Annotated in this window: 7 protein-coding genes; 5 read left to right on the forward strand and 2 right to left on the reverse strand. The window is 64.4% G+C overall.

Annotation, left to right across the window (positions count from 1 at the left end):
- Nucleotides 1-38: 38 nt before the first annotated feature.
- The gene (locus ASC89_RS19150) at nucleotides 39-3,173 is read left to right on the forward strand and encodes an efflux RND transporter permease subunit (protein WP_056000718.1); all 3,135 of its coding nucleotides are present in this window, start codon (nucleotides 39-41) and stop codon (nucleotides 3,171-3,173) included.
- Nucleotides 3,174-3,497: 324 nt separating this feature from the next.
- On the opposite strand, the gene ASC89_RS19155 is transcribed toward ASC89_RS19150, so the two are convergent.
- On the reverse strand, nucleotides 3,498-5,423 hold the full coding sequence (locus ASC89_RS19155; RefSeq protein WP_055880229.1) for a hypothetical protein: 1,926 nt from the start codon (nucleotides 5,421-5,423) through the stop codon (nucleotides 3,498-3,500).
- Nucleotides 5,424-5,670: 247 nt separating this feature from the next.
- Nucleotides 5,671-6,504, reverse strand: a complete 834-nt coding sequence (locus tag ASC89_RS19160; protein WP_055880231.1) for a hypothetical protein — start codon at nucleotides 6,502-6,504, stop codon at nucleotides 5,671-5,673.
- Between the two features lie 1,253 nt (nucleotides 6,505-7,757).
- Here ASC89_RS19160 and urtA point away from each other — a divergent pair.
- The 4 genes from urtA to urtD all read left to right on the forward strand — a co-directional run bounded on the left by urtA (nucleotide 7,758) and on the right by urtD (nucleotide 12,826).
- A complete protein-coding gene (gene urtA / locus ASC89_RS19165) occupies nucleotides 7,758-9,023 on the forward strand; it encodes an urea ABC transporter substrate-binding protein (protein WP_244488518.1) in 1,266 nt (421 codons plus the stop codon).
- An 83-nt stretch (nucleotides 9,024-9,106) separates the two neighbouring features.
- A complete protein-coding gene (gene urtB, locus ASC89_RS19170) occupies nucleotides 9,107-10,720 on the forward strand; it encodes an urea ABC transporter permease subunit UrtB (protein ID WP_056000721.1) in 1,614 nt (537 codons plus the stop codon).
- A gap of 184 nt (nucleotides 10,721-10,904) precedes the next feature.
- On the forward strand, nucleotides 10,905-12,080 hold the full coding sequence (gene urtC / locus ASC89_RS19175; protein WP_055880238.1) for an urea ABC transporter permease subunit UrtC: 1,176 nt from the start codon (nucleotides 10,905-10,907) through the stop codon (nucleotides 12,078-12,080).
- Nucleotides 12,077-12,826, forward strand: a complete 750-nt coding sequence (gene urtD / locus ASC89_RS19180) for an urea ABC transporter ATP-binding protein UrtD (protein ID WP_055880241.1) — start codon at nucleotides 12,077-12,079, stop codon at nucleotides 12,824-12,826. Before urtC ends, urtD begins: the two co-directional genes overlap by 4 nt.
- Nucleotides 12,827-12,831: the final 5 nt, after the last annotated feature.

The raw sequence follows: 12,831 nt of genomic DNA on the forward strand, positions 1-12,831 counted from the left end.
GGGTGGGGGTCCCCACGTTCTGAGTTCGAGGTACGCCCATGAGCATCCAGACCCAGAACGAACGTGGTGGCGCCATTGCCGGGCTGTTCGTCCGGCGGCCGGTGCTGGCCATCGTCATCAGTTGCCTGATCATCGTCGCCGGCCTCGCTGCCTTTTTCGGCGTCGAGATCCGCGAACTGCCCAGCGTCGAGCGCCCCACCCTCTCGATCTCCACCAGCTTCCCGGGCGCGGCGGCTGAGACGGTCGATCGCGAAATCACCTCGGCCATCGAGGGCGTCGTGGCGCGCATCCAGGGCGTCGCGTCGATCTCGTCGGATTCGTCCTATGGTCGCAGCCGCGTCTCGATGACCTTCAACGACGGCACCAACCTCGACAACGCCACTTCCGACATCCGCGATGCGCTCGGCCGGATCACCAACCGGCTGCCCGATGGCGCCGAGACCCCGACCATCGTCAAGGCCGACGCCAACGCCCAGGCCATCATCCAGCTGGCGGTGACCTCGCACACGCTCAGCAAGGACGAGCTGACCGAGCTGGTCGAAAACACCATCTCCGAGCGGCTTGCCGCGGTGACCGGCGTCGCCGACGTGCAGGTCAACGGCACGCAGAACCGCAGCTTCGAGATCGATGTCGATCAGATCAAGCTCGCGAGCCTCGGACTGACCGTGGGCGACATCCGCAACGCGCTCTCGACCATTGCCTTCGATAGTCCCGCCGGTTCGCTCAACGGCACCAACCAGAACATCGCCATCCGCGCCATCGCCGAGGTCAACACCCCCGAGGCGTTCGAGAACATCGTGGTAAAGGGCACCACCCGGCTCGGCGACGTGGCGAGCGTGGTGTTCTCGCCGGCCGCCGCCAATTCCGGCCTCCGCAGCGACGGCAAGTCGGGCATTGGGCTCGGCATCGTGCGGCAGGCGCAATCCAACACCATGCAGATCTCCGAGGGGGTGAAGGCCGCCGTCGCCGAACTGAAGACCACCCTGCCCCCAGGCGTCGACATCAAGATCTCCTCCGACGAGTCGGTGTTCATCGCCGGCGCCGTGCACGAGGTCGAGCGCTCGCTACTGATCGCCGTGGTCGGCGTCATCGTCATCATCTTCCTGTTCCTGCTCGATTGGCGCGCCACCATCATTCCGGCGGTCACCATGCCGGTGGCGCTGATCGGCACGGTTGCCGGAATCTATGCTTTCGGATTCTCGCTCAACATCCTGACTTTGCTGGCGCTGGTGATCGCCACCGGGCTCGTCGTCGACGACGCGATCGTGGTGCTGGAGAATATTACCCGACGGCGCGGCATGGGCCTGGGGCCCCGCGCTGCAGCGGTGCTGGGCACCCAGGAGGTGTTCTTCGCGGTGGTCGCGACCACGCTGACGCTGGCCGCCGTGTTCATCCCGATCTCCTTCCTCCCCGGCCAGACCGGCCTGTTGTTCCGCGAGTTCGGCTTCACGCTCGCCATCTCGGTGGGCTTGTCGGCGGTCGTCGCGCTGTCGCTGGCGCCGATGATGGCGTCGCGCATGCTGAAGCCGCATGTCGAACGGCCGCCCAACGCACTCGAACGCTTCGGCGGCGTGCTGGCCGGGCTCTACCGGCGCACCCTGAAGCTGGCGCTCGACAATTCGCTGGTGGTGATTGTCATCGCCGTACTGTTCGCCGGCGCCGCCTGGGCGGTGTTCGGCACCCTGAAGCAGGAACTCACCCCGCCCGAAGACCGCGCCCAGGTTGCCATCAACGTCAGCGCCCCGGCGACGGTGAGCCTCGATTTCACCCGCACCCAGATGCAGAAGATCGAGGACATGCTGCAGCCCTATAAGGACAACGGCGAGGCGACGAGCATCTTCTCGATCTCGGGGTTCGGCTCGAACACCAATTCGGGCTTCATCATCATGACGCTGGCTGACTGGGAGCACCGCACCCGCACCCAGCAGCAGATCGCTGCCGAGATCACCCAGCAGCTGGTGCAGGTGCCGGGTGTCCGCGCCAATATCCGCCAGGGCAACAGCCTGGGCGTGCGCGGCGGCGGGTCCGGCCTGCAGTTCGCCCTGCTCGGCGACAACTATGCCACCCTCTCCGATGCCGCCAACAAGGTGAAGGCGGAGCTGGAAAAAGACGAGAAATGGGGCCGCGTCTCGGTCAACTACGAGACCACCCAACCGCAGATGACGCTGACCATCGATCGCGAGAAGGCGGCGCAACTGGGCATCGACATCAATGGGCTCGGCACCACCATGCAGGCCATGATCGATGGCTCCGATGTCGGCACCGTGTTCATCAACGATTCCAGCTATTCGGTCCGCATGACCTCGACCTCGAGCCCGGTGAACGACCCCGGCGACCTCGAGTCGATATTCATCAAAACCACCGACGGCCGCTACGTGCCGATGTCGACCATCGCGTCGCTCACCGAAGCGCCGATCGCCCCCTCGCTCGGTCGCGAACAGCAGCGCCGCGCCGTGACCGTTACCGCAGCGCTCAGCGATGGCTTCGCCCTTGGCGACGCCTACACCGAGGCGGTGACCATCGCCCAGCCGCTCTTGCCTGACGGCGCGACCATCGTGCCGATGGCCGAGGCCAAGACCCTGGGCGAGAGCAATAACGGGTTGCTGATCACCTTCGGCTTCGCGCTGATCGTCATCCTGCTGGTGCTGGCGGCGCAGTTCGAGAGCGTCTGGAGCGCCATCATCGTCATGGCGACCGTGCCGTTCGGTCTCGCCTGCGCGGTGTTCGCCATGCTGCTGACGGGGGTGACGCTCAACGTCTACAGCCAGATCGGCCTGGTGCTGGTGGTGGGCATCATGGCCAAGAACGGCATTCTGATCGTCGAGTTCGCCAACCAGCTGCGCGATCGCGGCCAATCGGTGCGCGAGGCGGTGGAAAACTCCGCCAACATCCGGCTCAGGCCGGTGGTGATGACCATGATCGCCACCGTGCTCGGCGGCGTACCGCTGATCATCGCCGGCGGCGCCGGCTCGGAAGCCCGTGCCGCGCTCGGCTGGATCATGGTCGGTGGGCTGAGCCTCGCGGCCGTCGCGACGCTCTACCTGACGCCGGTCGCCTATCTGCTGCTGGCCCGGTTTTCGAAGCCCAAGGCGTTTGAAGAAGAGCGGCTGAGGCGGGAACTCGCGGCAGCAGGTGCCGCCGAGACCGACGCGCACCCTGCGCCGGCTGAATAGCTCTCTCGGTCATCTCACGTGGCTCCCCACGCCCCCCTCTCTGGCGAAAACTAAGGACTTAGCTGCGCTAAGCCCAAGTTTTCGCTTTCTCCCCCGCCAAGGGGGAGAGTCTCGACTGATGCTCCGATGCGAATGGTGGCCACCGATCATCTCCCCCCTTGCGGGGGAGAAAGCGACTTCTTGGGCTTAGCGTTTGCTAAGTCCTAGAGATCGCAAGAGGGGATATTGGGGGGCACGGTGGCTCCACAGCTCACCGCCAAAAGGCGAAGGGCGCGGTGGAGCCATCCAGGCCGCGCCCTTCTTCGGGTCCTGATCGGGGCGAGATCAGAACGCGTAGACTGTCAGCTGCCCGCCGCTGCGGCCGATAGCGTAGACGTCGTTCACGCCGGCGCCAGAGCGCTGCAGTTCGGCGACCAGCTTGCCGCTACCGCCCAGTACGCGCTGCAGGATCTGCACCTTCTTGCTGGCTGTAACGGCGTTCACCACCTTGTCCTTGAGGTCAGCGCAGAGGCGGACCTTGACCACCTTGACGCCATTGACGTTGCTCAACAGGGCGCGGTTCAGCTGCATCTGCTTGACCTGCGCGATAACCTGCTTGGCGTCCTGCGGGTTGCAGGCACGGTTCATGCCGAACCCACCGCCGCCACCTCCGGCCACGATCACGCGACCGCCAGGACCGCCGGGACCACCAGGGCCACCAGGACCACCAGGGCCGCCGGGGCCACCAGGACCGTTGCCGCCGCCCAGGTCGATGTTGATGTCACCGATATTGAGCAGGCTGCTGAGGTCGAGCAGGTTGCTCAGGTCGAGATCGGAGAGCAGGCCGCTGAGGTCCGTACCGCTCAGGATGTCGTTCAACTCGAGCGCATCCAGTAGATCGACATCGCCGACCAGGTCGGTCACACCACCCAGCCCGATATCACCGACGAGATCGGTGACGCCGCCCAGTCCGATATCACCGACCAGATCGGTGACACCACCCAGTCCGATATCACCGACGAGGTCGGTGACGTCACCAAGGCCCAACAGGCCAAGATCGCCCAGGTCGAGCAGGTTGTCGCCGAGCACGCCGCCGCCAAGCAGGTCGCCTCCGAGAATGTCACCACCAAGAACGTCTCCGGTGATATCGCCGAGCCCCAGATCGGCGAGATTCAGGCCGTCGAGCAGCCCTTCACCGCCGCCGAGGCCGAGGTCGAGGTTGCCCAACAGGCCATCATCGCCGCCCAGACCGAGGTTCAGGTCACCCAGCAGGCCATCGTCACCACCGAGGCCGAGGTCGAGATCGGCCAGCAGCCCATCGTCGCCGCCGAGACCGAGGTCGAGATCGCCTAAGAGGCCATCATCGCCGCCGAGGCCGAGGTCGAGATCGGCCAAGAGGCCATCATCGCCGCCGAGACCGAGGTCGAGATCGCCCAACAGGCCATCATCGCCTCCGAGACCGAGATCGAGATCGGCCAGCAGCCCATCGTCGCCACCGAGACCGAGGTCGAGATCGCCCAGGAGGCCATCATCGCCGCCAAGCCCGAGATCGAGATCGCCCAACAGGCCATCGTCCCCGCCTAGGCCGAGGTCGAGATCGCCAAGCAGGCCATCGTCACCGCCGAGACCGAGGTCGAGATCGCCCAGGAGGCCATCATCGCCGCCAAGCCCGAGATCGAGATCGCCCAACAGGCCATCGTCCCCGCCGAGGCCGAGGTCGAGATCGCCAAGCAGGCCATCGTCGCCGCCAAGATCGAGGTCGTCGATCAGCCCACCGACGAGGCCATCATCGCCACCGCCGAGCCCAAGATCGTCGAGCAGACCGTCGCCGCCGGTCAGGCCGAGGTCACCGAGCACTCCTTCTTCGCCAGTGACGCCGAGGTCACCGAGCAGGCCGTTCTCGCCTGTCACGTCGCCGAGCAGACCATCGTCGCCTGTTACATCGCCGAGCAGGCCGTCATCACCGGTCAGGCCCCCGACCAGTCCCTCGTCGCCGGTGAGGTCGTCGAGTACGCCATCGTCCCCGGTTACGCCGAGGTTGCCGAGCAAGCCATCGCTACCGCCGTCGACATCGGCACCGAGGTCGACATTGACCAGCGAGCTGCCGTCGCCGCCGACGCTGACGATGCCGCCGACGTCGACCCCAGCCGAATCACCACCGTCGTCGCCTCCGAGAAGGCCACCAAGCAGCCCGGCGGCATTTGCTGGAACCAGACTGGTACTGGCCATCAGCACAATCGCCGCGAGTACTGTAATCTTTTTGGATTGCATCACGCTTCTCCTCTGCGAAACATGACGCGACAGTGCTCCCGTCAACCTGACAGGACGCTGTCAACTAGTGCGACGTTGCTTTGGTGACAGAGCGCACAGTTATCGAAAACATTCCGAGATTCCATCAGGCTGCATCGATTAGCAGATAATACTTATATGCTACGTATCGAATACGTAGACAGCGGAATCGGAAGGGGCGCGACCCGCAGGTCACGCCCCTTCGTTCCGTTCAACGATATGGCTGGTATCAGTAAACGTAGACGACCAGTTGGCCACCCTTGCGCTGCACAGCGACGACGTCATTGGCGTCGTAGCGAGTCCGGCCGAGCGAGGCTGTGATCAGCGCATCGGACATCACCGCCCGGCGGAGCAGGTTGATCTTCTGGCTCTTGGCGAGCAGCGCCGCGACCTGCTTCTTGGCGGCCGGGCAGAGCTTGATCGGCACCACCTGCACATTGGCGGCACGCATCCAGGCTTTGATCTCGGCGCCGCTGATCTTGCCGGCCGCCGCCACCTGCAGCAGCTGCTTGGTGTTGTTGACCGTGCAGTTGATCACGAAGGTGCCGCCGCCGCCGAGGCTGCCGACCAGCACGGGACGGCCACCCGGGTTGTTTGGGCCACCGGGATTATTCGGATTGTCGGGGTCGAGAATCCCCAGGTCGATATCGAGGTCGAGCCCGAGCCCGGCGAGATCGAGCGAAATCGATGTGCTCTTGAGCAGCCCGGTCGTCGACACGTTGGCGTTGACCAGGGGGTTGTTGCCCTTGCCGACAGCCGCATTCAGCAAGTTGTTGTTGCCGCCACCGACGTCGAGATTGACCAGCGCGTCATTGTCGTCGTCGTTGAGCGACAGCAGGCCACCGGCATTGGTGCCACCGCCCCCGCTCCCCCCGCCGCCGCCGCCACCGGCTATCCCGCCGACAGTTTCGGTCACGCCGCCCACGACGCCGCCGACCGTTTCGGTGACCCCGCCCACGACGCCGCCAAGCGCGCCACCCAGATCCAGTGCACTGGCAGGGGCTGCACTCATACCCGCGACGATTGCGAACGTCGCCAGGGCCGCAAAAACGTTGCTTCTCATGACCATTCTCCGCTACATCCGCCGCCCGTCGGCTGATGAATATGCAGGTATGAGGCCGTTGTAAAGCTTCGGAGCGAAAGCTGATCAACTTGTGATTGGTTGGCCAATATATTCGGTATCTTGGCCAATTGCACAGATTACGCAGTGACACTTATACTGATAGTTTGCGTATACTTATACGCACTGCTACGTAGAGTGCAGACAATTTTCTTGAAGCTTGAGTCCAATGCAAGATGTCACCGGAAGCTGCGCGCCGACCTACGCACCAGCGCGTAGGCCAGGAGACACCCGTTCCACCCCCAGCGCTTGCCGCGAATATTGCAGCGGATGAAAACCGCAGGCGGAGCGGGCGTTTCGATGCTTGGAAGTGTTTTGGTAACCTCTTCGGCGGCGGCGTCGGAACTTGCCGGCTCAAGATGACAGGTTGCTGACAGCTTTTCGCAACTTATGAACAAGCACTGAGGTCGCCTCGATACCCGCCGCGCGACCCGCTCCGCCGCCGGTCCAGACCGCCCTCGCACGTCGTTTCGATTCAGGCGAAACGGCAGGTTGCGACATTGCTAGGTGGTGCTGCTTAGCACCATCACGATGAATACGTAGATTCGCTACGCGATCGTCGATCCGACCAACAAAGAAGGCGCGAAGCCGAAGCTCCGCGCCCCACCGGCGTCAACCACGAGGGAGCGTCAGCCCTCGCAACATCGGCCGATATCTGTGCACCGGGAACTGCTCGCCGGCGGCTTGCTGGCTTAACGGCGAACGGGGCGGATGGTTGCGGCTAGCAATGACGATGCACGCTGCGAAAATGCAAAGCCCCGCGCCGTTGCCGGTGCGGGGCCGAGGTGTTGGTGCAAACAACCTCTGCCGAAAGCGAACTTCCGGTGGCCGTCTTTTTAGCAGGACTACAAATCGCGGTCACGCCAGGGTGCATGACAACGCCTGTCGGGTGAAAGTCCCTCGCGCCCAACAGAGGCCGCCCAGTTCTGCGGCAACCAAAGCCGCTGCACAAATCTTAAGCAGACCCTAACGACGCTGCCCAGAGAACCGGCAGAGCAAGCCGACCGGTATGCATTCGTTCCATCGCACGGAACCGGCCGGCATCGAAAGACCCCAGCAGAGTCAGCGGTTTGGCGGCGATTTTCGGCGCTGGCACGGCGATTGCAACTTCCTCCCCGGTGCAAACAACCAAACTGTCGGAGGTAAGTATGACAGGTATCAATCGCATGATGGCCGGGATCGGCCTGGGGGTCGCGATGACTGCCGGGGCGCTCGCGCCTCTTACTGCTTATGCGCAGGACACCATCAAGGTGGGCGTGCTCCACTCGCTGTCAGGGACGATGGCGATCTCGGAGACCACCCTGAAGGATACCATGCTCTTCCTCATCGATGAGCAGAACAAGAAGGGCGGCGTGCTGGGCAAGAAGCTCGAGGCCGTCGTGGTCGACCCTGCGTCCGACTGGCCGCTGTTCGCCGAGAAGGCCCGTGAGCTGATCGCCGTCAACGGGGTTGCCGCCGTGTTCGGCTGCTGGACCTCGTCATCGCGCAAATCGGTCCTGCCGGTGTTCAAGGAACTGAACTCGATCCTCTTCTACCCCGTGCAGTACGAGGGCGAAGAATCCGAAAAGAACGTGATCTACACCGGCGCCGCGCCAAACCAGCAGGCCATCCCCGCCGTCGACTACCTGATGAGCGAAGAAGGCGGCTCCGTGAAGCGCTGGGTGCTCGAAGCCACCGACTACGTCTACCCGCGCACCACCAACAAGATCCTCGAGCAGTACCTCAAGGACAAGGGCGTGGCGCCTGAAGACATCAAGATCAACTACACCCCGTTCGGCTTCTCCGACTGGCAGACTGAAGTCGCCGCCATCAAGGAGTTCGGCTCGGCCGGCAAGAAGACCGCCGTGGTCTCGACCATCAACGGCGACGCCAACGTGCCGTTCTATAAGGAACTGGGCAACCAGGGCATCTCGGCCGAGGACATCCCGGTCGTCGCCTTCTCGGTCGGTGAAGAAGAGCTCGCCGGCATGGACACCTCGGCCCTCGTCGGTCACCTCGCCGCCTGGAACTACTTCCAGTCGGTGGAGAACGAGGCCAATGCCGAGTTCATCAAGAACTGGCACGCCTATATCGGCAACGACAAGCGCACCACCAACGATCCGATGGAAGCGGCCTATCTCGGCTTCCAGCTCTGGGTGCAGGCGGTCGAAAAGGCCGGCACCACCGATACCGATGCGGTGCTCAAGGCCATTGTCGGGCTCGAAGTGCCGAACCTCACCGGTGGCACTGCCAAGGTTCTGCCCAACCACCACCTGACCAAGCCCGTGCTGATCGGTGAGATCCAGGCCGACGGCCAGTTCGAAACCGTGTGGCAGACCGAAGGCGACGTGCCGGGCGATGCCTGGTCGGACGTCTTGCCGGAAGACAAGGGCATCGAAGCCGACTGGACCGATCCGCTGACCGGTTGCGGCCATTTCGACACCGCCACCAAGACCTGCGGCGCTGCTCCGGCAGCCATGTAATCCGCGACAATCCGGCGACGGCGGCTCTCCGCCGTCGCCCCCACTCGATGACGCCCCAATTCTCCGGCGATAGAGCGACCACGATGGCCACCCGATTCCTGACTCTGATTGCCTTCCTGCTCGCTGTAGCTCTCGCCCCCCTGCCCGCCCTCGCCCAGGACGATTTCGCTGCTCAGCTCAACGGGCTGGGGCCGGGCAGTTTTGCCGACCGCACCAAGGCCATGGATGTGCTGGTCGCCACCGGCGACGAACGCGTACCGCCGGTGCTGCAGGCGCTGAGCGACGGCAACCTCTACATTCGCGAATCCGACGGCAAGGTGGTGATCGCCACCAAGGCCGCCGGCGGCCTGGCGGTGACCGACCCGGTCGATGGTGCCGATCTCGGCGTCCTGCCGAGCGGCGAGCTCGAAAAAATCAAGACCAACAATGGCCTGCGCGGCAAGATCCGCACCGCCATCGGCAAGCTGACGCTCTTGAGCCCCGACCAGCCGACCCGGCTGTCGGCGGCGCAAAGCGTGCTGAAGAACGCCGATCCGGCAATGCTCGAGCTGCTCGACCAGGCGATATCAGCTGAGGCGGACGCCGGCATCAAGAGCACCATGCAGATGGCGCGCGCCGTGATCGTCTTGAAGACCGATGCCTCGCTGGAAGACAAGCGCGCCGCCGTCGATCTGGTCGTGGCGCAGAACAACCGGGCCGCGCAGACCGTGCTGCGCAACACGCTCGACACCGCGCCCGACGAGCTGAAGCCGACGATCCAGACCGGCATCGACTCGATCGGCCGCACCCTCGCCGTTTGGGACGTCGGCCAGAACCTGCTCTACGGTCTCTCGCTGAGTTCGGTGCTGCTGCTCGCCGCCATCGGCCTCGCCATCACCTTCGGCGTGATGGGCGTCATCAACATGGCGCATGGCGAAATGGTGATGCTGGGAGCCTACACCACCTACGTCACACAGCTGGTGATCCAGTCGGTGGCGCCGGGGCTGATGGAGTATTCGCTCGCCTTCGCGGTCCCCGCTGCCTTCCTGTTCACCGCGCTGGTCGGCGTCGGCATCGAGCGGGGCATCATTCGTTGGCTCTACGGCCGGCCGCTCGAAACCCTGCTCGCCACCTGGGGTCTGTCCCTGGTGCTGCAGCAGCTGGTCCGCACCATTTTCGGCCCCACCAACAAGCTGGTGCAGCCGCCGCAATGGATGAGCGGCACGTTCGAGTTGTGGAACCTGAGCTTCACCTGGAACCGGCTCTGGATCATCGTCTTCGCCATCGCCGTGTTCATCGCGCTGCAGATCATCCTCAACCGCACGCCGCTGGGCCTGCAGATGCGGGCAGTGACGCAGAACCGCCGCATGGCCTCGGCCATGGGCATCCGCACGCCGTTCGTCGACGCCATGACCTTCGGGCTGGGCTCCGGCATTGCCGGCATGGCCGGTGTGGCGCTGAGCCAGATCGACAACGTCTCGCCCAATCTCGGCCAGGGCTACATCATCGACAGCTTCATGGTGGTGGTGTTCGGTGGTGTGGGGAACCTGTGGGGCACGCTGATCGGCGCGCTATCGCTCGGCGTCGCCAACAAGTTTCTCGAGCCCTATGCGGGGGCGGTGCTGGCCAAGATCGCCATCCTGATCCTCATCATCCTGTTCATCCAGCGGCGACCAAGGGGGCTGTTCGCACTCAAGGGCCGGGCGGTGGAGTCGTGAGTTTCGTGCACAAGGCCCCCTCACCCGGCGCTGCGCGCCGACCTCTCCCCCTCGGGGCGCTACCGCGTCCCCCAGGGAGAGGTGGCGTGGAGGCGAGATCGCGCCACAGCGCCACCTCTCCCTCTGGGGGAGAGGTCGGCCGAAGGCCGGGTGAGGGGGCCTCTCTTCTGACGGGTGCCGACCAATGCTGACCCAAATGCTGTTCCGCGCCCTCGACAAGAAGGCCATGTGGCTGGTCGCGGCGCTGGTGTTCATCGCCATCGCCATTCCGGTCGCCAACCTGGTGATCCCCGAGGGCAACCCGCTGCACCTGCCCAACTATATGGTGCCGCTGCTCGGCAAATATCTGAACTATGCGCTGCTGGCGCTCGCCCTCGATCTGGTCTGGGGCTATTGCGGCATCCTCTCGCTCGGTCACGCCGCGTTCTTCGCGCTCGGCGCCTATGCCATGGGCATGTACCTGATGCGCCAGATCGGGGCGCGCGGCGTCTACGCCAATCCGGTGCTGCCCGACTTCATGGTGTTCCTCAACTACAAGGACCTGCCCTGGTTCTGGCACGGGTTCGACCTGTGGTGGTTCGCCTTCCTGATGGTGCTGTTCGTGCCGGGCCTCCTGGCCTTCGCCTTCGGCTGGTTCGCCTTCCGCAGCCGCGTCACCGGCGTCTACCTCTCGATCATCACCCAGGCGATGACCTATGCCCTGCTGCTCGCCTTCTTCCGCAACGATCTCGGGCTCGGCGGCAATAACGGGCTCACCGACTTCAAGGATATCCTCGGCTTCAACGTGCAGGCAGCGACCACCCGCGCCGGGCTGTTCGCCGCCTCGGCACTGGCTTTGGCGCTGGCGGTGATCATCTGCTCGGCCATCGTCAATTCGAAGCTCGGCAAAGTCATGGTCGCGGTGCGCGACGCCGAAAGCCGCACCCGCTTCCTCGGCTGGCGCCCGGAGAACGTCAAACTCTTCGCCTTCGTCGTGTCAGCGGTGCTGGCCGGCATAGCCGGCGCGCTCTACACGCCGCAGGTCGGCATCATCAACCCGGGCGAGTTCGACCCTGCCAACTCGATCGAAGCGGTGATCTGGGTCGCCGTCGGCGGCCGCGGCACGCTGATCGGCCCGATCATCGGCGCGGTGCTGGTCAATGCCGGCAAGTCGGTGTTCACCGGCGCTTTCCCCGATTTCTGGCTCTATTGCCTCGGAGGCCTCTTCATCTTCGTCACCCTGTTCATGCCCAAGGGCATTGTCGGGCTGTTCCAGAAACTCAAGCCTCGCAAGGGCAAGGAAGCGAGCTCGGCCGCCGAAGCCGGCGAGGATCCATCCACCCTGCCGCAGCCCAAGCCCGTGCCGGAGCCCGCCGAATGACCGACAAATCCGGCACCATGCTCTATCTCAACGGCGTCTCCGTCTCCTTCGACGGCTTCAAGGCGCTGAACCATCTGTCGATCATCGTCCACCCGGGCGAGATGCTGGCGATCATCGGCCCGAACGGCGCCGGCAAGACCACCATGATGGACATCATCACCGGCAAGACTCGCCCCGATGACGGCGAAGTCTACTTCGACGGCCGCACCGACCTCACCAAGCTCGACGAAGCGCAGATCGCCAATCTCGGCATCGGCCGCAAGTTCCAGAAGCCGACAGTGTTCGAGAGCCACACCATCTGGGATAACCTGGTGCTGGCGCTGAAGCGGCCGCGCAGCGTGCTGGCCGCCCTGCTCTATTCCGAGAGCGCTGAGGACAAGGCGCGCATCGAGGAAATCCTCGACACCGTCCGCCTCACTGCACGCAAGGACGAACTCGCCGCCGACCTTAGCCACGGCCAGAAGCAGTGGCTGGAGATCGGCATGCTGCTGGCGCAGGACCCGAAGCTGCTGCTGGTCGACGAGCCGGTCGCCGGCATGACCGATGCCGAAACGGTCGAGACGGCAAAGCTGCTCAAACAGATCGCCAAGACCCGCTCGGTGGTCGTCGTCGAACACGACATGAGCTTCGTGCGCGAACTCGGCACCCGCGTCACCTGCCTCGCCGAGGGCTCGGTATTGGCCGAGGGCTCGCTCGACCAGGTGAGCGCCAACCCGATCGTCATCGAGCGGTATCTCGGGCGATGATGATC

This window comes from Devosia sp. Root413D1 (genome assembly GCF_001425235.1).
GTDB lineage: Bacteria > Pseudomonadota > Alphaproteobacteria > Rhizobiales > Devosiaceae > Devosia_A.

Coding starts and splice junctions, on each gene's coding strand:
- ASC89_RS19150 (WP_056000718.1), top strand. CDS start 39: ATGAGCATCCAGACCCAGAACGAACGTGGTGGCGCCATTGCCGGGCTG.
- ASC89_RS19155 (WP_055880229.1), bottom strand. CDS start 5,423: ATGCAATCCAAAAAGATTACAGTACTCGCGGCGATTGTGCTGATGGCC.
- ASC89_RS19160 (WP_055880231.1), bottom strand. CDS start 6,504: ATGAGAAGCAACGTTTTTGCGGCCCTGGCGACGTTCGCAATCGTCGCG.
- urtA (WP_244488518.1), top strand. CDS start 7,758: ATGACTGCCGGGGCGCTCGCGCCTCTTACTGCTTATGCGCAGGACACC.
- urtB (WP_056000721.1), top strand. CDS start 9,107: ATGGCCACCCGATTCCTGACTCTGATTGCCTTCCTGCTCGCTGTAGCT.
- urtC (WP_055880238.1), top strand. CDS start 10,905: ATGCTGACCCAAATGCTGTTCCGCGCCCTCGACAAGAAGGCCATGTGG.
- urtD (WP_055880241.1), top strand. CDS start 12,077: ATGACCGACAAATCCGGCACCATGCTCTATCTCAACGGCGTCTCCGTC.